The 22,534-nt window shown below is 56.2% G+C and carries 24 protein-coding genes; 18 read left to right on the plus strand and 6 right to left on the minus strand.

Annotation, left to right across the window (positions count from 1 at the left end; genetic code table 11):
• Positions 1–8 precede the first annotated feature (8 nt).
• The 3 genes from G512_RS0108000 to hemC all read right to left on the minus strand — a co-directional run bounded on the left by G512_RS0108000 (position 9) and on the right by hemC (position 3,820).
• Entirely contained in the window at positions 9–2,042 is a 2,034-nt protein-coding gene (locus tag G512_RS0108000) for a COG4223 family protein (protein WP_028481273.1), read from the minus strand.
• A gap of 117 nt (positions 2,043–2,159) precedes the next feature.
• Positions 2,160–2,882, minus strand: a complete 723-nt coding sequence (locus G512_RS0108005) for a uroporphyrinogen-III synthase (protein ID WP_028481274.1) — start codon at positions 2,880–2,882, stop codon at positions 2,160–2,162.
• Positions 2,882–3,820: a hydroxymethylbilane synthase gene (hemC, locus tag G512_RS0108010; RefSeq protein WP_178378250.1), complete on the minus strand. Its 939-nt coding sequence runs from the start codon at positions 3,818–3,820 to the stop codon at positions 2,882–2,884. The genes G512_RS0108005 and hemC overlap by 1 nt, the downstream gene beginning before the upstream one ends.
• A gap of 103 nt (positions 3,821–3,923) precedes the next feature.
• On the opposite strand from hemC, the gene tsaD reads away from it, so the two are divergent.
• From tsaD to G512_RS0108090, 15 genes are all read left to right on the plus strand, one after another.
• The gene (gene tsaD, locus G512_RS0108015) at positions 3,924–5,036 is read left to right on the plus strand and encodes a tRNA (adenosine(37)-N6)-threonylcarbamoyltransferase complex transferase subunit TsaD (RefSeq protein WP_073833181.1); all 1,113 of its coding nucleotides are present in this window, start codon (positions 3,924–3,926) and stop codon (positions 5,034–5,036) included.
• A 30-nt stretch (positions 5,037–5,066) separates the two neighbouring features.
• Positions 5,067–5,543 (plus strand): NUDIX hydrolase, encoded by a 477-nt coding sequence (locus tag G512_RS20380; protein ID WP_051269105.1) that lies wholly within the window; start codon positions 5,067–5,069, stop codon positions 5,541–5,543.
• Positions 5,544–5,548: 5 nt separating this feature from the next.
• Positions 5,549–6,073: an NUDIX domain-containing protein gene (locus G512_RS22050; protein ID WP_051269108.1), complete on the plus strand. Its 525-nt coding sequence runs from the start codon at positions 5,549–5,551 to the stop codon at positions 6,071–6,073.
• A gap of 18 nt (positions 6,074–6,091) precedes the next feature.
• Positions 6,092–7,099, plus strand: a complete 1,008-nt coding sequence (locus G512_RS0108030; protein WP_028481277.1) for an NAD(P)H-dependent glycerol-3-phosphate dehydrogenase — start codon at positions 6,092–6,094, stop codon at positions 7,097–7,099.
• 87 nt (positions 7,100–7,186) lie between these two features.
• Positions 7,187–7,477, plus strand: coding sequence for a YciI family protein (locus G512_RS0108035; protein ID WP_028481278.1), 291 nt, complete (start codon positions 7,187–7,189; stop codon positions 7,475–7,477).
• A gap of 1 nt (position 7,478) precedes the next feature.
• A complete protein-coding gene (locus tag G512_RS0108040) occupies positions 7,479–7,907 on the plus strand; it encodes an EVE domain-containing protein (protein ID WP_028481279.1) in 429 nt (142 codons plus the stop codon).
• 245 nt (positions 7,908–8,152) lie between these two features.
• The gene (locus tag G512_RS0108045; RefSeq protein ID WP_028481280.1) at positions 8,153–8,536 is read left to right on the plus strand and encodes a RidA family protein; all 384 of its coding nucleotides are present in this window, start codon (positions 8,153–8,155) and stop codon (positions 8,534–8,536) included.
• A gap of 134 nt (positions 8,537–8,670) precedes the next feature.
• The gene (locus G512_RS20390) at positions 8,671–9,336 is read left to right on the plus strand and encodes a carbonic anhydrase (protein WP_036488997.1); all 666 of its coding nucleotides are present in this window, start codon (positions 8,671–8,673) and stop codon (positions 9,334–9,336) included.
• Between the two features lie 118 nt (positions 9,337–9,454).
• Complete coding sequence (locus tag G512_RS0108055; protein ID WP_028481281.1) at positions 9,455–9,850, plus strand: VOC family protein; 396 nt, start codon at positions 9,455–9,457, stop codon at positions 9,848–9,850.
• Positions 9,851–9,946: 96 nt separating this feature from the next.
• Positions 9,947–11,065, plus strand: a complete 1,119-nt coding sequence (leuB, locus tag G512_RS0108060; protein WP_028481282.1) for a 3-isopropylmalate dehydrogenase — start codon at positions 9,947–9,949, stop codon at positions 11,063–11,065.
• Positions 11,066–11,199: 134 nt separating this feature from the next.
• Positions 11,200–11,739: a GNAT family N-acetyltransferase gene (locus tag G512_RS0108065; RefSeq protein WP_028481283.1), complete on the plus strand. Its 540-nt coding sequence runs from the start codon at positions 11,200–11,202 to the stop codon at positions 11,737–11,739.
• Between the two features lie 802 nt (positions 11,740–12,541).
• Positions 12,542–13,504 carry a LysR substrate-binding domain-containing protein gene (locus G512_RS20395; RefSeq protein WP_081657406.1) on the plus strand — a complete coding sequence of 321 codons (963 nt, stop codon included), beginning with the start codon at positions 12,542–12,544 and terminating at the stop codon, positions 13,502–13,504.
• A 186-nt stretch (positions 13,505–13,690) separates the two neighbouring features.
• On the plus strand, positions 13,691–15,337 hold the full coding sequence (locus tag G512_RS0108080; RefSeq protein WP_028481285.1) for a U32 family peptidase: 1,647 nt from the start codon (positions 13,691–13,693) through the stop codon (positions 15,335–15,337).
• A gap of 203 nt (positions 15,338–15,540) precedes the next feature.
• Positions 15,541–16,716, plus strand: a complete 1,176-nt coding sequence (locus G512_RS0108085; protein WP_028481286.1) for a M20 aminoacylase family protein — start codon at positions 15,541–15,543, stop codon at positions 16,714–16,716.
• A gap of 78 nt (positions 16,717–16,794) precedes the next feature.
• Positions 16,795–17,736 carry a threonine/serine dehydratase gene (locus tag G512_RS0108090; protein WP_028481287.1) on the plus strand — a complete coding sequence of 314 codons (942 nt, stop codon included), beginning with the start codon at positions 16,795–16,797 and terminating at the stop codon, positions 17,734–17,736.
• 32 nt (positions 17,737–17,768) lie between these two features.
• On the opposite strand, the gene G512_RS0108095 is transcribed toward G512_RS0108090, so the two are convergent.
• Both G512_RS0108095 and G512_RS0108105 read right to left on the minus strand, forming a co-directional pair.
• The gene (locus G512_RS0108095; RefSeq protein ID WP_028481288.1) at positions 17,769–18,476 is read right to left on the minus strand and encodes a TenA family protein; all 708 of its coding nucleotides are present in this window, start codon (positions 18,474–18,476) and stop codon (positions 17,769–17,771) included.
• Between the two features lie 525 nt (positions 18,477–19,001).
• On the minus strand, positions 19,002–20,027 hold the full coding sequence (locus G512_RS0108105; RefSeq protein ID WP_028481289.1) for an aspartate-semialdehyde dehydrogenase: 1,026 nt from the start codon (positions 20,025–20,027) through the stop codon (positions 19,002–19,004).
• A 26-nt stretch (positions 20,028–20,053) separates the two neighbouring features.
• On the opposite strand from G512_RS0108105, the gene G512_RS0108110 reads away from it, so the two are divergent.
• From G512_RS0108110 to G512_RS0108120, 3 genes are all read left to right on the plus strand, one after another.
• Entirely contained in the window at positions 20,054–20,383 is a 330-nt protein-coding gene (locus tag G512_RS0108110) for a hypothetical protein (RefSeq protein ID WP_143181384.1), read from the plus strand.
• Positions 20,384–20,684: 301 nt separating this feature from the next.
• Positions 20,685–21,179: a hypothetical protein gene (locus tag G512_RS0108115; RefSeq protein WP_036489092.1), complete on the plus strand. Its 495-nt coding sequence runs from the start codon at positions 20,685–20,687 to the stop codon at positions 21,177–21,179.
• Positions 21,180–21,363: 184 nt separating this feature from the next.
• Entirely contained in the window at positions 21,364–21,999 is a 636-nt protein-coding gene (locus G512_RS0108120; RefSeq protein WP_028481292.1) for a DUF2726 domain-containing protein, read from the plus strand.
• On the opposite strand, the gene G512_RS0108125 is transcribed toward G512_RS0108120, so the two are convergent.
• Complete coding sequence (locus tag G512_RS0108125) at positions 21,996–22,412, minus strand: hypothetical protein (protein ID WP_028481293.1); 417 nt, start codon at positions 22,410–22,412, stop codon at positions 21,996–21,998. The two genes, G512_RS0108120 and G512_RS0108125, sit on opposite strands and share 4 nt — an antisense overlap.
• Between the last annotated feature and the right edge of the window lie 122 nt (positions 22,413–22,534).

The raw sequence follows: 22,534 nt of genomic DNA on the forward strand, positions 1-22,534 counted from the left end.
CCTTCCGGTTATTGCTGGCTTGCCGTAGCAAGCGATTTCAGAACTTCATCGGTTACCTGAGCCACCAGAGCATCAGCCTGCAACCGCGCACGAACCTGACCAACCCAGCCAGCGCCTGCCGCCTTCACCGGCTCCGGCAGTTGTTCGTATGCCTCGATTGCGCCTTTCAGGTCACCCTCAGCCACACGCGCCTCCATCTGGCCCAAACGGTCGCGTGGTGTTGTGCCTTCGTTGTCTCCAGGTGTTCGAATGGAAACCAGCGACTGCGCACTGGACATAAGGCGGTCAACAACGCCGTCACTCTGTTCGGTCACATCTGCGGCGCTCATGGCCCGTGCAGCGCCACCAAAGCGTGCCATCAATGCACTGCGTGTCGGAATGCCCGTAGAGGCATATTCCTTGAGCGGTCCCAATTGCGCCTTGTCACCAGTCATAACCGCTTCCACAGCGCTCAGCTCGGTTTGATAGGGCCGGCCACTGTCTACAGCCGCCTGCAACGACGCCACTGCGATGGCCCGTGCCGCCCTTTCCTGAGCACTGGCATCACCAACACGCTGCTCAAGCCGATCCAGCTGTGTCGTGACCGTGTCCGACAGGCTGTTCAGTTGCGAAACCAGGGCGTCCAGCTGCACCTTCGTCTCCGCCTGCGTTTGAACCTGCGCCTGCAAATTGGCCGCTGTTTGTGCAATGCGGGTTTCAAGCGAGCTCACGACAGCGCGTTGTTTCTCCAGATCACCGGGAAGCTCCGCAAGCTCACTTGCCTTTTGCTGAAGCTTGCTTGCTTCTTCCTGAAGGCTTGTCACTTGTTGCGTAACGGTATCCAGCGCCTCCTGAGAAGCCGCCTTTCCGGATTCGGAAAGGTCGTCGACCTGCGCCTTTAGGTTATCAAGGGCAGCCTTGAGACTGGAAACTGCAGCGCCGTCGCCGGCAGCGCCTTCATTCACATAACCGCGCAACTCATCCAATCCCTGCTTCAAGGATTGCATGCGGCTGTCATATGCCTCTCCCAAGGCCGCGCGCATCTGGTCGACGTTCGCCGCGGCCGTGTCTTCAAAAGAGGCTATCCGTTCTTTCAATTGATCAACAAGCGAGGTGTCCGGCGCCGTTTGTTCCAGGTCCGTCTGCAAGCTGGCAATGCGATCTTCAAGCTTTTGCATCCGTTCCTGGGAGGTCTCCACCAAGGACTGCAACGCATCCTGTTTTTTGATCTGATCAGGAGAAGCAACAGAAATCAGACCCATTTGGTGCAACCCGGCCCCGGCACCCACAACCAACAGACCACCAATCACACCAGCTGCGACAAGTGCACCGACGCCAGCACCGCTCTTGCGCGGAGGCTCTCCAGCATCGGAACCGGACTGCTTGCCATTGCCGTCACCTCCGCCGCTACCAGATCCGCCAGAAGGTGGGGTGGCGGAAGTCTTTTTGCCTGAGGCATCATCCTTGGAGGATTTATCCGTGGGGCTCGTCTCCTGCGTGGAGGCCTTCTTGTCATCACTCGCGTTGGAAGCGGCCGTCATTTTTGAAGGGGTGTCATTCGCCTTTGCGGCCGCGCCGGACTTGGGCACCGAACCCGCAGTGGCCTTGCCACCCTGTTGGGCATCATCAGATCCGGCCTTGGCCACAGTATCGTTCAAGGAGCCCTTACCAGCAGTTTTTTCAGGCTCCGCGCTCTTGGCTGCAGGCGCCTGTTTTTCCGTGCCCGCCGATGTCGCAGGCTTATCATCAGTCTTGGTTCCTGACGCGCCGGTCTCGTTGCCTTTCTCAGGCTTGGCTTCACTCCCCGCCGCCCTAGTCGGCTCGGAGTCCGGCTTGGCTGTCTGCTGCGTTTTTTCTTCAGCTTTGGCCTTGGCGTCTTCAGACGCCGCAGCTTTGGCAGCCTCCTCGGCTGCTTTCTTCTCTGCAGCCACTTTCACCTCTTTGGCTTCCAGATCAATGGTTACGCTCTTTCGCGCAGTACGGCCGGAAGGGCGCGTACCAGCAGATCGATTTGTGGAGCTGCCGGTCCCGGTATTCCCGGTCTTGGGTTTGTCAGCTGCCATCAAATATCCTCCATCCGTACACCACAGGGGTAAATTTCAATCTGGGTTGGCAAGCGATCTGCAACACATCTTCATAGGCCACATATTTCAGTGTAGCGCAATCAAGAGAATTGCGGTCTAGCTTGGCGCGTGTTTCCTTAAAATCAGATCAAACAACGCCGCCTCAGTGGGTTCGCGCGCGATTTCCACCTCTGCGAAGCCATCCAGCGCTGCGGCTATTTTCTCGGAAACACATAGAGCTTTCATAGAGTTAACCAGCACTTTGATTTTTTCAAGGCGCAAAAGCTCGGTAAACGTGTGGGCGGTCCGCTGGGAATAGAACAACACGGCATCGAATTCGCCGCCACGCAAACGCTGCGCGGTCTCCGCCGACAAGCGCTGACGCGCATTCATGGTATAAACCAAAGCGCCGCGACATTTTATCTCATAGTTTTCGAGGATTTTTGGTAGGTCACCACTCAAATCACGCCCATGGGGGTAAAAAAGAGTGCCCGAAACACCATGGCGTACGATCAACCGCTCAAGGTCGCCCAACGCTCCATCGGCGCTGTAAACCTCTGTAAAGCCGGCCTGCACCGCAGCTTCTGCGCTGCGATCACCCACCGCGAACACAGGCAGGTGCGTCAACTGGTCCACGACACCCAACGCCACCAGTGCATTGACAGCCCGCTCGCTGGTGAGCGCCATCGCTCCCAACCCCGCAAAATCCAGTTCCGCTGGCGCAGGTGTCACAACCTCGAAATCGAGCAGGGGCTCTATAAAGACCTCATGCCCAAAATCCCTCAGTTGCACCGCGGTCCGTTCGGCTTCTGGTTGGGGACGGGTCACGAGAATACGCATCAACTCTCCAAAAAGTTGGGCCCCGCTTTGGCATAGAGTTCCTTGCCAGCCGCTCGCCCAAGCGCCTCGGCCTCAGAAACGGAACCTTCGCGCTCAACACGATGCGTCTGGCTGCCATCGGGTTTGATCACTTCACCCACGAAGCGTATCCGGTCTGCCTCGATCACTGCAAGCCCACCGATCGGGGTGCGACAAGAACCGTCCATTTCAGCAAGGAATGCCCGTTCCACAGTGACCTGTATCTCGGTGGCCGGGTCATGAATCGGCGCTAGCAGCTGAGCCATCTGCGCATCATTCTCGCGCACCTCAATGCAAATCGCCCCTTGGCCAACCGCAGGCACGAACTGCTCCGTATTGCAGCGCGAGGTGATTACATGGGTCATGCCCAACCGCTCCAACCCTGCACACGCCAGGAACGTGGCGTCCACCACGCCTTCCTCCAGCTTGCGCAAGCGCGTCTGCAGGTTGCCACGATACATGACAACATCAATATCGGGACGCAGCCGCTTGACCTGCGCTTGTCGGCGCAATGACGAAGAGCCCACGACAGCGTTCTCAGGCAAGTCTTCCACTCGCGTTGCCTTGGGCGAAAGGAATGCATCGCGCACGTCTTCACGGGGCAAATAGGTTGTAAGGGCCAGCCCGGCGGGCAACACGGTCGGCATATCCTTTGTAGAATGCACCGCCATATCGATACTGCCATCCAGAAGAGCGTCCTCAATTTCCTTTGTGAACAACCCTTTCCCGCCAGCCTCGGACAACGGCCGATCCTGAATGCGGTCCCCAGATGTTTTTATGACAACGACTTCAAAGGCATCCTCGGGCAAATCATGAGCCGCCATCAGGCGATCTCGAGCTTCATGCGCTTGAGCCAGAGCCAGCGCACTGCCACGCGTGCCGATTTTGATGAGCTTTTTTTGCAAGGAATTCATTTCCAACGCTAGGACCTCGTGCTAAGGGAGCGAGTAAAGCGTTCGACCTATAAAATCAATCGGCCATTCGGGCATAAACTAAGAACAGGTCATAAGGAGTTACCGGGTGCTGACCGTTCTCGGCATAGAAACAAGTTGTGACGAAACCGCCGCAGCGGTGGTGCGGTTGGATGGAACAGGAGAGCACCGGATCCTCTCCAACACAATCTATTCCCAGATTCACGAGCACGAAACTTATGGCGGTGTCGTGCCGGAAATCGCAGCGCGCTCCCACATTCAGGTACTCGACAGCTTGACCCAACAGGCAATGACCGAAGCGGGAATTGACTGGCACGACCTGTCCGCAATAGCGGCGACAGCAGGCCCAGGATTGATCGGCGGCGTCATTGTTGGCTTGATGACGGCCAAATCCATTGCGATGGCAACAAACAAGCCCTTGTTGGCAATCAACCACCTTGAAGGTCATGCGCTGACAGCCCGCCTGACGGATGACGTTCCCTTTCCTTATCTACTGCTGTTGGTATCAGGCGGCCACACCCAGTTTCTGCTCGTCAAGGCCGTCGGAGACTATGAGCGGCTTGGCACCACCATCGACGATGCAATCGGTGAAGCGTTCGACAAGACGGCCAAACTGCTTGGCCTGCCCTACCCCGGCGGACCTGCAGTTGAGCGAGCGGCTCAGAAGGGAAATCCATCCCGCTTCAAGCTGCCTCGCCCCCTTCTCGACCGGCCTGGACTGGACATGTCATTTGCTGGCTTGAAGACAGCTGTGCGCACTGCTGCCCTGAAGGAAGAGCCTGTAGACGAAGACACGGTCAACGACCTGTGCGCGGCCTTTCAGGCCGCAGTCGCAGATGTAATAGGGCACCGTACAGAACGCGCCTTTGATGTTTTCCGCCAGCGGTACCCGCAGGTCCAACCCACCATGGTGATCGCGGGCGGCGTAGCCGCCAACAATGCCATTCGCCAGCGCCTGCAGGAAACCGCAGACCAAAGCGAAGCACGGCTCATCGCACCACCACACAAGTTGTGCACCGACAACGCAGCCATGATCGCATGGGCCGGTATCGAGCGCCTGCGCTTGAGCCGGGATGAAGACCCCACAGCCTTGTCGGGAAACGGCATAGACGACGATATGGACGAGTCCCCGCGTCCACGGTGGCCGCTGGACCAGCTATCGCAAAGCGTCTATGGGTCAGGCAAGAAGGGCGCGAAGGTCTGAGCGCCTGATCGTATTCAAAGGCTCATCTTGATGCATGTTTCCAGACGCGATTTACCCTTCAAGGCTTATATCTACGTGACCTGTGGCACTGACCTGCTTGTCATGCATGAACCGGAAGTTCCGGAAGACGAAGGCTGGCAGGTTCCCGGCGGTACTGTCGATCCGGGCGAAAGCTTCCTGTTGGCGGCACTGCGCGAGTTTGAAGAAGAAACCGGATTGTCCTTGTCTGCACCTCTCGCCTTTTTGGGTGAGGAAACCTATTTGAAAACCGAGATCCGCAATCCGGGTTGGCAGCACCGGGTGTTCTACCACGCTGAACTGAGGAAAAAACCAGCGACGCACTGGGACCATTTCGAGATGCACCCAAGCGACGGCGGGCCGCCCATTCGCCTGCGGTATGAATGGATCGACCTCACCCAACCCGCCGTTTTGGCTCCCGCCCTTTTTTATGCCGACTTTGATCGCCCGCTCACCAGCTTGCGCCAACGGCTGGGTTTGAAAGACTAGGCACCGTGACGCAACCCGTTTTGACCCGATATCACGTGCCCGCAAACGAAGCACCTGAAGGGCATCTTGTCTTCAAGGCCTATGTTTATCTCACCTGTGAGCGAGACCTGCTGGTCATGTATGAGCCGGAGATGCCCGAGGATTCACGGTGGTGGATACCGGGCGGCACGGTAGATCCCGGCGAAAGCTTTCTTCAAGGCGCCCTGAGGGAATTTGCAGAGGAAACCGGCTTGCAAACTCGCCCCGCTCTGGATTTGTTGTCAAGGGAAGCTTACCTGTGCACCGAGACACCCCGACCGACTTGGCAGATGCGCGCGTTGTTCCACGGCCGGATTAGCCGCAAGCCAGCGCTGAGCTGGGATCATTATGAACACCATTCCAGCCGAGGCGAAGGAAGCATTTTGATGCGGTACCAGTGGCTTGACCTGACCGAACCCGCTAACCTCCTGCCAGATCGCTTTCATCTGGATTTTCAGCGCCCGTTGCCCCTGCTGCGTCACCGCCTCGGGCTCACGGCCAAGGCACCATAAGACAAGAAAGGCTATGCTATGCCCACATCCTATCAGAATATCGCGGTTCTTGGCGGCGGTTCCTGGGGGACAGCGTTGGCGTTGGCCGCTTGTCGCGCCGGGCGTGAAGTAACCCAGTGGGCGCGGGATGAACAAACGGCAAAAGCCATCAATAATGACCATGCCAATCCACGCTACCTACCAGGCATAACGTGGAGCGAAAACATAACGGGTACGAGCGATCTGGCGCAGGCAGTCTCTCGGGCAGACGCCATTCTTTTGGTCACCCCTGCTCAGACGACGGCACAGATGATGGATGCCCTTCGCCCGCTGGTGAAAACAGGTACCCCTTTGGTGCTTTGCGCCAAGGGTATTGAAGCGAACACCGGGCGTCGCCTATCAGAGGTTGTGGATGAATTGCTGCCGCAAGCCACTGCCTGCGCTCTGTCAGGCCCGAGTTTCGCCGCGGATGTGGCCAAGGGGTTGCCCACTGCGGTTACCATCGCCTCTCGCAATGCACCTGTCGCCGATCAGTTGTCGAAGGCATTGGCCTCCGCCAGTTTTCGCCCCTACGCCACAGATGACCTGATTGGCGTGGAAGTCGGCGGTGCTTTGAAAAACGTCCTCGCCATCGCCTGCGGAGCCGCCGTGGGATATGGTCTGGGAGCCAGCGCCCAAGCTGCGTTGACAGCGCGAGGCTTCGCAGAACTCTCCCGTCTGGGCGCTGCCCTCGGCGCGCGCAAGGAAACGCTCACAGGCTTGTCTGGCCTTGGAGATCTGGTTCTGACCTGCTCCTCGGAGCAATCCCGAAACTTTGCGTTCGGTCTTGCATTGGGGCGTGGCCAGGCTCCCGACAGCTTGGTAGCCCCCGGACAAAAACTGGCAGAAGGTGCCCATTCCGCACGCATAGCCGTCGCTCTTGCAGACAAATACGGCGTCGATATGCCGATTGCTGCCGCTGTGGCCCAGGTTGTTGCGGGTGAGTTGAGCATTGAAAAGGCGCTTAGCGACCTAATGACGCGCCCCCTAAAGAGGGAGGCGCACTGAATCGCTGCCCCCTTTAAAGTTTACGTGTTGGATAGTAATGAGATACGCGTATTTTGCGATTCTGCATGAACTTCGGGAGGCGAACCCATGCTGTATGCAATCATCTGCACCGACAAGGCCCACGCAACCAACCTGCGTGAAGAAACCCGTTCGGCGCATCTGGAATTCATCAAGAACCTTGGCAAGCGTGTGAAAGCGGCAGGACCATTCCTCGCAGACGACATGACAACCTCGACCGGCACCATGCTCATTGTAGAGTGTGCCAACCGAGATGAAGCACTGGCAATTTCTCAAGAGGATCCCTATTCCTCCGCTGGCCTGTTCGAGTCCGTTGAAATTCGTCCGTGGAACTGGCTCATCAACAATCCGGAGACCTGATTTGAACTACTGGCTTTTCAAGTCCGAACCCAACAAGTGGTCCTGGGACCAACAGAAGGCTAAAGGGGAAGAAGGCGAAGAATGGGATGGCGTGCGTAACTATCAGGCACGCAATTTCATGCGCACCATGAAAGTGGGCGACCGCGGATTCTTCTACCATTCCAACATTGGCAAGGAAGTTGTTGGCATTGTGGAAGTGTGCGCTCCGGCCCACCCGGACAGCACCACGGATGATCCACGCTGGGAATGCGTGGATATCAAGGCTGTGTGCGATGTGCCCAAACCTGTCACCCTTGCGGACGTGAAAGCCGAAGAGCGGCTCTCCGACATGGCGCTGGTAACCTCCATGCGTCTCTCGGTACAGCCCGTCAAGCCGGAGGAATGGGATCTGGTCTGCCGTATGGGCGGCCTTGACCCTGAAAAGCTCTAGCCTCCCTAGACTGCCCCCGCTCCAGACATTCAGATCGAAGCGGGGGCATTTGGGCTTATATGGCCCCTGTTACTTTTCTTGAAAAACTTTTCTTTTCAATACCTTGGCCCCCACTGCGATGGTCTGGGACGAGACCCGATCACGCTGTTTTTGCCATTGAATCCCCCAGCCCCAATTGTGCTAGACTATTAGAAGCGCCAAGCGCGCTGACATACCCACTGATCTAACCGAGGAGGGTTGCAGGCATGACAGACCGCAGACTTATTTCGTCCGGATCTCCCTTCGAGAAGGCAGCAGGTTATTCGCGCGCAGTGATAGCCAATGGATACGTGCATGTGTCCGGCACAACAGGCTATGATTACGACAGCATGACCATGCCAGATGACGTAGCCGCACAAACAGCCAACGCCCTTGAAACCATCAAGGCCGCTCTTGCCGACGCGGGGTCGAGCCTGGAGGATGTTGTACGGGCCCGCTATTATGTCACGGACAGAGCCTATGTGGATGCAGTTTTCGCTGTGCTTGGCGAATATTTCGCCGACATTCGTCCCGCCGCAACCATGGTGATCTGCGACCTGATCAAGGAAGAAATGAAGGTTGAAATCGAAGTGACCGCCAAGCTTAAATAGCAGACCGATCTGCGCCAGTCCGAACAACCCGTGGATAAGCGCGGATTACCCGCGGTGTTTCCCTTATCTTGTTCGGACTGCCGCATGATAAAGCACGGCCAGTGCTGTCCAAACACGGGGAACAACGGACCACCATGAAAGATTTTCCAAAGGACTTGCTCGCGGGTTACGGCCGGTTCAGAGACAAAACCTATCCGGGACTGCGGGAGCAATACAATGCGCTGGCCATTTATGGCCAGGATCCCAAGGTCATGGTGATCTCGTGCTGCGACAGCCGGGTCTCGCCAGAGGGGATTTTCAACGCTGGGCCTGGCGAACTTTTTGTCGTGCGCAACGTTGCAAATCTCGTTCCCGGCTTTGAAGATGATCTGGGCACCCACGGCACCAGCGCAGCAATCGAATACGCCGTAACAGGGCTGGAAGTACAGCACATTGTTGTCCTCGGTCACTGCAAGTGCGGCGGTGTGCAGGCCTTTCGAGCGCGTGGGATCGCATCCGGCACGCCGGGCCAGTTTCTGGGACCATGGATCAAATTGTTGGAACCAGCCGCAATAGAATTGGCGTGTAATCCGGTTGAGCCCAACGAAGACCCTCAACTGGGCATGGAATATGCCGGCATTCGGCAGAGTCTCAAGAACCTGCGCACCTTTCCTTTCATTGAGAAACGTCTTGCTGACAAGCACCTTCAGCTTCATGGCGCATGGTTCGACATCGGCGCCGGCGAATTGCGTGTCATGGATAAGCAAACCTCCAAGTTCATTCCCGCTGTGGAGCTGCTACCGGGCCTCAGCGTCAGCTAGTCCCCTTCAGCTGTCCGTTTTTGCCGCAACTCTTGAACGATGGGCCAAACTGGCCTAGGTCGGGGGCGCAACACTCGCCTGTTTCCCTTTTGACTATCAACTGCGATGAGGCTCCCAAATGGCAAAAGCCATTCACATGATGATCCGCGTGCTGGAAGAAGCACGCTCAGTTGAGTTTTACTCAAAAGCCTTCGGACTCGAGATCGCCGAGCGGTTTGACTTCGACAGCTTCACCCTGGTTTACCTGCGCAATGACGAAGCAGATTTCGAAGTGGAACTGACCGTCAACAAGGATCGCACAGAAGGCTATGATCTGGGCAACGGCTATGGCCACCTGGCTTTTTGCGTTGATAAGCTTGATGAAGAACACGCCCGGTTCCAGAAAGAAGGGCTCGCTCCAGAAGACATCAAGGAGTTTTTCCGCGATGGCACTCTGATCGCCCGGTTCTTCTTCGTAACGGATCCGGACGGCTACCGCATTGAGATACTTGAGCGTCACGGCAGGTATCGTTGAGGACATCTATCGGGTCCGCGCCTTGCAAAAGGCGCGGAAATCCGGCCTTATCTCACCGTTCCGAATTCAAGCGTAAAAAGGGGGCGAGTGAGACCCATGGCAAGCAATAGGCTGCTTCTTCTTCCCGGTGACGGTATCGGTCCGGAAATCATGGAGGAAGTCAAGAAGGTCATTGGCTGGTTCAACGAGCGTACGGCTGACACTTTCGAATTTGATGAAGGTCTCGTCGGTGGCGCGGCCTATGATGCCCATGGTGCCTCCATCTCCGAAGAAGACATGGCCAAGGCCAAAGCCGCCGACGCCGTCATTTTTGGTGCCGTTGGCGGCCCGAAGTGGGACGATGTTCCCTATGACGTTCGCCCCGAAGCGGGCCTCTTGCGCCTGCGCAAGGACCTTGGCCTGTTTGCCAACCTGCGCCCCGCAATCTGCTACCCGGCACTGGCCGATGCCTCCTCCTTGAAAAAAGACGTCATCGAAGGCCTGGACATCCTGATCGTGCGCGAGCTGACAGGTGGTGTCTATTTCGGTGAGCCGAAGACCATCACCGACCTGGAGAACGGCCAACAGCGCGCAATCGATACACAGGTTTACGACACCTACGAAATCGAGCGCATTGCAGGCGTTGCGTTTGACCTTGCCCGCGCCCGCCGCAACAAGGTCACCTCCATGGAAAAGCGCAATGTGATGAAATCCGGCGTTTTGTGGAACCAGGTCGTCACCGCCACCCATGACAAGTCCTACAAGGACGTGGAACTGGAGCACATGCTGGCCGACGCAGGCGGCATGCAGCTGGTGCGTTGGCCAAAGCAGTTTGACGTCATCGTCTGTGACAACCTGTTCGGCGATATGCTGTCCGATGTTGCAGCCATGCTGACCGGGTCTTTGGGCATGCTGCCTTCCGCATCTCTTGGGGCCCCGGACGCTGCCACAGGCAAGCGCAAGGCACTTTATGAGCCCGTGCATGGCTCCGCGCCAGACATTGCGGGCACAGGCGCAGCAAACCCGATTGCCATGATCGCGTCCTTCGCCATGGCACTGCGCTATTCCTTCAACATGATCACCGAAGCGGACATGCTGGAAAAGGCGATCTCCAACGCCCTCGACAAGGGGCTGCGAACCAAGGACATCGCGCAAGGCGATCAGGCCACCATCTCCACCAAGGAAATGGGCAACGCCATCGTTGGCGAACTGGAGGCCCTGGCAACTAGCGCCTGAGGCTTCAGCCGAGATAGCAAGAACACAAATGAAGCCCGTTTCCACCCTGGAAGCGGGCTCTTTTTATTGTTTCCCGTAAATGCGAGCCTTATATCCGTCCGCATCCAGCTTTGAACACATCACGGAAAGCACTCATGCACCTGTCGCTTGCAACACCAGACCGCAATTCCGAAGTCACGGACTTGATGCGCCGCACCTTTACGGCCTCGGAAGGAGCCGAGGAAGGAAACCTGATCGGCGCCTTGGCCCGAGACCTGCTCACCACGACGCCATCGCAGGATTTGCGTGTGTTCATTGCGACAGCAGAAACTGATGTTATGGGTGCGATTATATGGACCCGATTACAATTCGAGACCAACACGCCACAAGCCTTTCTGCTTTCGCCAGTGGCGATCACGCCTGAGTGGCAAGGAAAGGGCGTTGGTCAGGCATTAATACGGTACGGTCTTACAGACCTCCAGAAACAGGGGGTGGAAATGGCAATCACCTATGGCGACCCAAGCTTCTACTCAAAAGTTGGCTTCCAACCGATCACCGAGTCCATGATAAAGCCTCCGCAGCCTCTGGCCCACCCTGAAGGATGGCTTGCGCAGTCCTTGACCAGCGCAACTCTTCAACCTGTCGAAGGCACTACACGGTGTGCCCCAGCCCTCAACCATCCTGACTATTGGTAGGCATCTCGGATTATAGTACGTGATATAACTTATATACCCTCTTGAATTTGCGCGAATTTATCTTTGGGTCGGTCGGATAACGCCATGGGCGTGGACGCAGCTTGTTACACGTTTTCCTCCCAATGCATAAACCTGCATCATCAAAACGACACATGCGCATACACTGGCCGACGACTGGAAAGATAAAACGTTTCACCAAAAGGCATCAATGCACTCATCCATTGATGCTGGCTAATCTACGACAAACCCCACATTTTCGCGGCTAAATGGCGCCTACCTGTGATTTTCTTGATCAAGACCGATGAAACGCTGCTCATCCTAGAATTGTCCACCGCTTTTCCCACAGCTTAGTAACCGTCTCGCTGGTCAGTTTCTGAGCCCAAGAAATTCTCATCAATCAAGGTTGTTTACGAATGCGGCACGCAATTGATGAGGTTTAAATGATATATTCCTCACCGCGCTTGCAATAGGAAAGGTCCATTTCGGTCCTTTCTGCTTGATGACCTTAACGTCAATTGACTGCGTCTTCTCAAACTGATCAAATTCTAACTTAACGTAATAGAATTTATCTTTGATATACTCTATGTAAAAACAAAGTATCAATAATTTATTCTCAGTTTTTCCGTTACTAATACAATTATTGATAATGTCACGATGGATCGAAAACACTAATGAAAATGTCATAATAGGTCATCTTTTGTATTTACAACTGCAGAAGGTGTTTAAACTATACAATCGCTATGATAAAAAATAGCTCATAAACACCAATCCTTATTCTGTAATTGTCTATGCAAGGCTTTTCATGGGTCGCTTACCTCCTCTAAACGCTTTGGTTGCATTTCGAGCAGTAATGGAAACGGGAAGTCTGGTTTCCGCTGCGCAGAAACTGTCGATTACGGCCAGTGCAGTCAGTCACCGACTTAAAGCACTGGAAGACCACTTGGGTCTCGAGTTGTTTGTTCGCCGCTCCCGAGCCGTATTCCCAACCGCAGCCGCCTATCGTTATTTCGCCGAGGTTTCCGAAGCTTTCGACCGGATCAGCGCTGCAACGCGCACCATCGAAAGCGTTGGTAACCGGGACTTGTTGTCCATTCAATCCACATCCGGCTTTGCCAGCCGCTGGTTGTTGAGCCGGCTGAAGGCATTCACCACCCAGACACCAGAGATCACGGTGACGGTCGCCAGCAGCGACGGAAACGGGGTCTCGGATGATGGCCAGTACGATGTGGAGTTTGTTCGGGGCATTGACGTGCCCACGGGCTATGAAGGGATATCCTTGGGCAAGGAGAAATACCGCCCTCTCATTGCGCCAGATCTTCTGGAAACCATCGGCTATCCCAAAAAGCCTGCGGAACTGATGAAGATGCCGATCATTGTCAGCCGCCGTTGTCCCATAAAGTGGCACAACTGGCTGGAAAGCGCCGGTGTTGAAGACCCGATCATCAACGAAACCATGGTGTTCGACAGTTCCGCACTGTGTCTTGATGCCGCCGCCAAGGGCCTTGGCATCACGCTGGAATCAAGCCTGCTTTCTGCGGAGGCGGAAGCCGCCGGCGACCTGGTTCCCCTGTTCCCTGAATACCAGAGTGTCTTGTCCAGTTACCGCCTCGTTTGGCGGGAAAAGCGCGGAAGTGAGCCCAAAATTCGCCGGTTTGTCAGCTGGCTGGAAGAACAATTCCGGTCTCGCGACGAGACCGCCGAAGGCGGAACACGCGCCAAGGAAAGCCCGCGTCAACGCGCACAAGCGGACGAAATGGCAGGCTGACACAGCATTGCCGGGACAGCAGGAGCGCGGGCGGCTGGCCCTCCGCGCTTTTTGTCTGTTCAAACTGCCGGAAATCGCATAAAAGCAGAGCCAGTTCGTGCCGCTGGCCGCCCCATTTCCCGTGGGTTGAAGGCCAGAGCGGCGATTGCGCCGAAAGGCGACCTCAAATTCCGGTCAGATAAAAATATGAGACGTTCCGAACTCCTGATGCCTGCGGGCAACCTGCAGAAGCTGAAAATTGCCGTGCTTTATGGAGCCGATGCGATTTACCTTGGCACGCCGGACATGTCGCTGCGCACCAAGGCCGAGTTCACATTGGAACAGGTGGTGGAAGGCATTGAATTTGCTCACAAGCATGGCAAACGCGTGTACCTGACGCTCAACTTGTTCTCCCACAACAAGGATATTCCAAAGCTTGACGAATACGCCGAGACAATTCGCGATATCAATCCTGACGGCTTGATCATCGCCGATCCAGGCGTGTTCCAGTACATGCGTCAAAAGCTGCCAAACGTTCCATTGCACATCTCCACTCAGGCAAATGTCTGTTCATGGCTATCGGTCAACTTCTGGAAAGAACAAGGCGCCGAACTGGTCGTTCTGGCCCGGGAAGTGTCTTTTCCCGAACTTGCCGAAATTCGCGAAAAGTGCCCGGATGTGCGCTTGGAGGCATTCGTGCATGGTGCCATGTGCATGACCTACTCCGGCCGCTGCCTGCTCTCCAATTTCATGGCAGAGCGCGGGGCCAACCAAGGCAACTGTGCCAATTCCTGTCGTTGGAACTACAAGGTGCGCATGCGCATGAAGGATGGCACCATCAACGAACTGGAACTGACAGAAAACAACATCGACATGTTCGAGTTCCTGCTCGAGGAAGGATGCCGTCCCGGCGAGTTGATGCCGATTTTGGAAGATGGCCGCGGCTCCTACATCCTGAACTCCAAGGATTTGTGCCTGATGCCGAAGCTTGATGACTATCTGCGCATCGGTGTCGATTCCCTGAAGGTGGAGGGGCGCAACAAGTCCATGTACTACGTGGCCGTGGTGGCACGCGCCTATCGGCAGGCCATTGACGACTACTATGCTGATCCGGAAAACTGGAACCCGCAAAAGTACATGGACGAAATGTACTCCGTTGCGAACCGGGGCTACACCACCGCCTTTCACGACGGCCGCCTGAACAATTACGCCCACAACTATGAAGACACGCACTCCATCGGCGAGTGGGAATTTGCGGGCCTGATTGAAGAAGTGACCGACGACGCGTTTTACATGAAGGTGAAGAACAAGATCACCGCAGGCGAGGTTCTGGAGTTCCTGCAGCCGCTTTCGGATCAAAGCGTGCTGCTGCGCATTTACGAGTTTGAAGACGCCAAGGACGGCAGCGTCACAAGCGAGGTGCACGCTGGTAAGCAACCCGTGGTACGCATCCCCTTCAGCCTGTTTGACAAAGAGGATGTTTCCACTTTCAAGGAACGTTTCCCGGTCAACACGATCATCCGCAAGGAAAAGCCACTGACGCCGGAACAGTGGAGCCGATTGAAACTGGATCGAACAGCAGAACGCATTGAAAGGCGCGGCGTGGCAACGCCGGCCCAACAGGACAAGTACGAAACCCTGCGCGACAAGTTGATCGACGCCATTGCCGACGGCAATCAGGACCGTACCCCGAAGTCACCGCGTCTTGGCATTGATGGATGCTGCGGACGCGGGTGCAACGGCTGCATGATTTTCTGGGAAGATCCCAAGTTCGAAAAGGCTCGTGAGTTGCTCAAGTCCAAGAAGCAAGGCGAGATGTTGGAAAGAAACGCACTCAAGCACGATATCGCTTAGATAAGTCTTGCGTTTTCAAGCGGGAGCAAGGGAATTCAGGAGGCGGAAGCGCAAGCTTCTGCCTTCTCTTTTTGCCAGCTCTTCACAATTCCATGAGAAAAAGACAGCACTCCGCGCTGCAATATCTCTTGTTCAAACACGCGAAATAGTTGCACATTGGACCCCTTCCAAACTAACAGAATGCTTTGAGGGGAGTTCCACACATGCCGATTGTCAACCGACTGGCCGAATTTCACGACGAAATCACCGCGTGGCGGCGCGACTTCCACGAAAATCCGGAGATCCTCTATGAGGTACATCGGACTTCAGCCCGCGTTGCCGAGTTACTGGAAGGCTTTGGCATCGACGAGGTTGCAACAGGCATAGGCCGTACTGGCGTTGTGGGTGTTATCAAGGGGCGCAACGGCGGTAGCGGCAAGACAATCGGCCTGCGTGCAGACATGGATGCGCTGCCTTTGACCGAGACTTCCGGCAAGCCTTGGGCTTCCAAACATCCTGGGAAAATGCATGCATGTGGCCACGATGGCCATACGGCGATGTTGCTTGGTACAGCCAAATATCTGGCAGAAACGCGCAATTTTGACGGAACAGTGGTGGTCATCTTCCAGCCCGCCGAGGAAGGTGGTGCTGGTGCCAAGGCCATGATTGACGATGGCCTGATGACCCGCTGGGGCATCGACGAAGTGTACGGCCTCCACAACATGCCGGGCTTGCCGGTTGGGGAGTTCGCCATCCGTCCAGGTCCATTGATGGCGGCAACGGATGAGTTCGAAATCACCATAACCGGTCAAGGCGGCCATGCAGCCCGCCCCTATGAAACGATCGACCCGATTGTCGCGGGAGCGCAGGTGGTCAACGCGCTGCAGTCCATCGTCAGCCGCAACGCAAACGCGCTGGATGCCGCCGTCATTTCGGTCACCGTCTTTGAGGCCGGCTCCGCTTTCAACATTGTTCCAGAGACCGCCAAACTCCGCGGTACCGTGCGCACGCTGAGCAATGAGGTGCGTGAAATGGTCGAAGAACGTATGAAAACCATGGTGGAAGGTATCTGTGCAGCGCATGGCGCAACAGCCACCCTCAACTACCACAAGGGCTATCCAGTCACCAGCAACCATGCAGACCAAACCGACTTTGCAGCCTCTGTCGCTCGTGAGGTGGCGGGCAGCGAAGCGAAGGTCAACAGCGACGTGACACCCACCATGGGAGGTGAAGACTTTTCCTTCATGCTGGAAGAACGCCCGGGCGCCTTCATTTTTGCCGGCAATGGCGATACCGCCAAGGTTCACAACCCGGCCTATGATTTCAACGATGACCTTATTCCCTATGGATGCTCCTACTTCATCCGCCTGGTTGAAAAGGCCCTGCCTGTTTCGGCGTAATCCATACAAACCATCTCGGCGCCTCACCCTTCATGAGGCGTCGGGGCCAGTTTCTCCAGCCTTTCAATTGGACATCCGATGATCAATAGAGCGGAAATTGCCAAAGCGTATCAACGCCTTAAACCATTCATCCGCCAAACGCCCACCATCGAAAGCGGCGCGGGGACCCTTGGCCTGCCCTATTCAATCAATCTAAAGCTGGAGCATTTGCAGCATTCTGGCTCGTTTAAGGCGCGCGGGGCTTTCAACTCACTCCTCCAGATGACAGTGCCCAAAGCGGGTGTGACGGCAGCCTCTGGTGGAAATCATGGCGCTGCAGTGGCTTGTGCAGCCAGCAAATTGGGCCATCAGGCCCGAATATTCGTGCCTGAGATCTCCAATCCGGCCAAGATTGAAAAGATCCGCCGATTTGGTGCTGATGTTCATGTGGAGGGCGCGGCGTATGCGGACGCTGCCCAGTTGTGTAGTCAGCACCAGAAAGAAACCGGCGCTATCGACATTCACGCTTATGATGCGCCCGACACAATCAACGGTCAGGGCACTGTGGCCTTGGAATGGGCGGGGCAGTGCCCGGATTTGGATACGGTATTGGTCGCAGTCGGCGGCGGTGGGCTTGTCGGGGGGATAAGCAGTTACTTCCAGAACGCTGTGAAGGTTGTGGCGGTGGAACCTGAAGGCTCCTGCTCGCTCAATGCTGCATTGAGCGCGGGCGAGCCGGTGGATGTGACGCTGAACAGCATCGCAGCCAACAGCCTTGGTGCGCGCCGGTGTGGCCTACACGGTTTCGACCTTGCCCAAAGCTTTGTAAATCAGAGCCTTCTGGTCTCAGACGACGCCATTTTGCACACTCAAGCACTGCTGTGGCGAGATATGCAGCTGGTAGTGGAACCCGGAGCAGCCACAGCACTGGCCGCCCTGATCAGCGGCGTTTACGAACCCAAGTCCGGCGAGCGCGTTGGTGTGCTGCTATGTGGCGGCAACGCAGATTTCAACCAATTGGAACAAGCACTTGGCACCTAAGGAAAGCCCGGCGCAGAGCCGGACTGTTCTCTTTAGGCCTGCGCTTCAGGGCTGACCGCGGAAAAGAACGCAGCCTCCAACTCGCACATACGCACAAAGCGCTCCCGAACCTCTCGCTGACGCCATTCCGGCAAGATCGCGCCCACACGGTCGACTTCGGCTCGTAGCCAATCCACAAAACGCAAGAACGCGGGATTGTCGTGTAGCTCAATCCACTCCGCAAGATAGAACCGTTCGGGGCGCGGCTTGCGCGCTTCGCGGGTACACCACTCACGATAAACCCACTCGGCACACAGCAAACAGGCCAGCCCGTCTTCATACTTGGCCTTGCCAGCTGCGGACAACAATGTGGCGGCTGTGGCGCGGGTAACCTCTCCTTGACCGGCCCCCTGATAGGTCTGCTCGTCAATACCCAGCGCCGCAAACGAGCGAATGAAATAGTCATTCTCGGAGGACGTGAGCTGGGCTAGAAAAGCGGCCAGAACACCTTTGGCTTCCATGGTCGGCGCCTTGGCTACAAGATACCCGAGTGAGGAAGCTAGATCCTTGATAAAGCTATAATCTTCAAGCAGATAGCGCGCATAGTCGGCATCGGAGATGGTGTCGTCACCAACGGCCTGCGTGAAAGGGTGGTTGATCGCGTTCAGCCAGCTTGCTCCGGCACTGAGCACCAGCCAATCGGAAAAGCTGGCGTTAGCGGACTGGGCCTGATAGTCGGCAAATGTTGTTTCTGAAAGCATGCCCTGGACTGTCTCCCGGTAGTTGCAGAAGCGATTGCAAAGGCGGAGCATGCCAGCTTAACTTGGCGCACAATAGATCGCGTAACAACTTAGAGCCTGTCCACACTGCGCTCACCGGCACATCCTCGCTTCTCCACCAAAGACACCCCTCCCACCATTGCGACCGCAACTCTGGAAGGGGCAGGAACCACTGCCTCCGCCATTTCTCAAACATCGTTATAAAAAAGAGTTTTAGGCATATAGAATTCAGTTATGTTGAAATCGCCTTTTCTATCTTTCTGACCCACACCCATTCAGAAAGGCCCACGCGCTTACTGGAATAGCGCGCAGATCATGGCCCAAAAGGGCTCAATGTTTACAATGGGATAGAGAAAAAAGGCGGCGGATGAAAAGAGGATAACCCGGAGCGTGAAAGCGGAACGCATACCCGCGCTCCCCGATTCATGAACATTTCTAAAAGGTAGAGCGGCGGAGCCGAAACCCCGCCGCCCTTTCTTGTTCCCCTCTTGGTATAACTCTGGCCGATTAGTTTTTTGGTTGAATCAGGCCGCGATTGACGAGCACTTCGGCAATCTGGATGGTGTTGAGTGCAGCACCCTTGCGCAAGTTGTCAGAAACGACCCACATGTTGAGGCCGTTCTCGACTGTCGCATCCTCGCGAATACGGGAGATGTACGTCGCATCTTCCCCTGCGGATTCGTAGGGCGTGACGTAGCCACCGTCTTCGCGCTTGTCCACAACCAGACACCCCGGTGCTTCGCGGAGAATGTTCTGGGCTTCTTCAGCACTCAACGGCTCTTCGAACTCCAAATTCACGCTTTCGGCGTGACCAACAAAGACAGGAACGCGAACAGCGGTACACGTTACCTTGATCGCCGGATCCAGCATCTTCTTGGTTTCGGCCAGCACCTTCCATTCTTCCTTGGTGTAGCCATCCTCCATGAACACGTCGATGTGTGGAATGACGTTGAAGGCGATGCGTTTGGTGAACTGTTGCGGCTCGATCGGATCGTTCACGAAAACAGCGCGGGTCTGGTTGAACAGTTCGTCCATGGCGTCCTTGCCGCCGCCGGAAACGGACTGATACGTGGAGACAACAACACGCTTGATCTTGGCGGCATCATGCAAAGGCTTCAGAGCAACGACGAGCTGAGCTGTCGAGCAGTTCGGGTTGGCAATGATGTTCTTCTTCTTGAACCCGACGATATCGTCTGCATTAACCTCCGGCACAATGAGAGGCACATCCGCATCGTAGCGCCACGCGCTGGAGTTATCGATAACCACACAACCCTTGGCGCCGATTTTAGGTGCCCATTCCTTGGAAATGGAACCTCCGGCCGACATGAGGCAGATGTCCACGTCAGAGAAATCAAAGTTCTCCATGGCCTGCACCTTCAGCGTCTTGTCACCGAAAGACACCTCACGGCCTTGGGAGCGACGGGACGCCAGTGGCACAACCGTCTCTGCCGGGAAGCCTCGTTCTGCGAGAATTTCGAGCATTTCGCGGCCCACATTGCCGGTGGCACCTGCGATTGCGACCTTGTAACCCATTGGTTCTTTTCCTCTTCGTCTCCCCCGTGGACACTCTGAGCGCCGTGCGCCCCGAGAGCCCTCTGGCGCCCTCCATCCCGGGGGAGAGCACGGGAATAGAGAGGCACCGTCAGACGGTGGTTGTGGTCGTCATTGTTGTTTTCAGTGTGGTTGTCATTCGGGCAGACATCATCGCGCCCGCCGCAGAAGCCGCGGTTGCTGGTGTGGTCGCGAATGTGATCTTCAGATCAGCCATGAATCCGGCAGTGCCCGTTCTTGGAATAGAAAACGCAAAGGTTCTGCCCTGTCTTTTTGTTGTTGTCAACCGGGCGCAGCCACGTAAAGCGCTGCAGCCCCTCATGTCATTTGCCATTTGAACCAACGCTTGGCGGCAAATGCTAGGATATCCCCGCGCCTTTGCACTCAGGAATGAAGCTCATCACGTCGATCCAGTGAAAGATTCTCAAGAAAACAACGCCGTTGGCGCTCTCGCAGCCATCGTTTGTCCTGCGTTCGTTTGAACGAAACTGTCATTTTGTGCGTTGCCCGGCGCGATGCAAACGCCCCTGACCAACCACACCAACAAAACAGTGGGGGACGGCCGTCATATCGGCGCAGGTGGCTTGCACTGCCAGAGCGGAGCGCGCAAGTTTGCTTGCAGATCAAACGGGCACTGACATGGATCCTCTGACTATCGCACTCGACCTTGCGGGCGAACTGGAACGCTCGGGCATCAGATCCGTTTTCGGCTACGGGTGGTGGGTTCTGCCCGCAACCAAGCTGGCCCATGCCCTTGGTGCCGCATTGCTGTTTGGCTGTCTGGTCCCCATGAACCTGCGCATGCTCGGCGTCTGGCGTTCTGCACCGCTTCATGATCTGGCGCGGGTGCTGGTGCGCTCCAGCCTTGTGGGCGGACTTGTGGCCATTGTTTCTGGTGTGCTGCTGTTGTCTCTCAATGCGCGCGGCTACGTGCAAAACGAGATGATGTGGTGGAAGGCCGGTTTTTTTGTTGCGGCGCTGCTCAATGCACTGGCGCTGCGGTTCGTCCCTGCCTGGCGTTATCTGGCCCGTGTCGATTCCCGAGGAACAATCCGCCGTTTTCGCTGGGCCGGCTTGATCGGACTTGTCGCCTGGGGCGGCGTGATGGTGTGCGGCCAGCTTATCAACTTCTAGCCTGATTGCTGGATTCTCACCCTTAGAAGGCATCAAATTCGTCGCGATGCTTTGATTGTGTCTGACAAATGATGCAACCCTGGCGTCGCAACGGGAATTTTGCGTCAAAAAAGACACGTATTTTAATTTATTTCTACCATTAATTGTGATATCTGGCTGATAAAAAGACACAGGGTTGAAACAAATGAGCGAAGCACTCTTCACTGTGCTCGGTCTCGCCATCGGTGGCCTGTGCGGTCGCTTGATACCGAACTGGCGCGACAGATCGGCAGGGACACATGCCAGTCAAACTTCACAGCATCAGTTCGCCATTGTCCGCGAGGCGCAGTTGGCACCGCTGCCCATTCTCAGCACCGAGGACAGCAAGGCGTTAAAACTGCTGGAACACTTCATGAAGGGCGAAGGCTATGGCGATTGCCGTGTGCTCGCCCATGTGCCTTTGCGTGCTTTGATGGCCGCATCCAAACCGGGCAGCAGGCCCGCAGACCGCAGCCGCAGAGCTGAACGCTGGCTTGCCCAAACCTGCCTGGACTTTGTCGTGGTATCTGCGGACGGGTCCGCCCTTGTGGCCTGCGACGCGGCTGAGCCGGATGCGCCAGCCGACCCAAGCCAGGCAGCCAAAGCGCTTGCCTTTAAAAAGGCAGGCATTGGCTACGTGGAAATTTATCCCTGCGATCTGGTCAATCCGACCGGCCTGTTTGATCGACTGGAAAACGCTCTGCGCGGCGAAAGCGTCACCGAAGAGACAGCCGGCACCGCGCAACGCAACTCCAAACGAGGCACAGCGGCAAAGGTTAGCCCAGAAGGCAGCGGCGTCTAGTGCGCCCGCACATACACCGCTTCATTGGTGAAACTACCGGAATCCAGCACATGAACAGTTTGATAGACGGTGAGGCGATCTTCGGCGCTGTTCAACTCACGCCGCGCTGACATGATGGTCAACCCGCCCCGCTTGGCCTCGGATGTCAAAACACGGTCGCTTTCAAAAGTCAGCGCCAGGGTATCGGCAAACGGGTTCTCCGGCATCGGGCGATCTTCTCCATCCGCAATACCGGAAAAGTTGGCCTCGTAGGTTTCACCGTCAGCTTCAACGGTTTTCATGAAAAAACCAATCTCGCCTTCCTTTTCGGCGATGGTCAGGCTGCCGCCCAGTGGCACAGCTCCCTGCTCGTAGTTTGATTGATCGGGATCCAGAATCCATGTGCCCAGAAAAGGTTTGAGGCGATCGTCCATGAACGCGCGCTCCTGTGTTGAGTGGCCCTGTGGTTTTAAGTGGGCCTTATGCCGGAGGTGTCGCGGTGTTGCAAGCCACGCGCCGATCCCCAGTGGATCGGCAGTGGAGAGCGGCTCGTTTT

Origin of the sequence: Pseudovibrio exalbescens DSM 16456, assembly GCF_000422785.1 — a bacterium.
GTDB lineage: Bacteria > Pseudomonadota > Alphaproteobacteria > Rhizobiales > Stappiaceae > Pseudovibrio > Pseudovibrio exalbescens.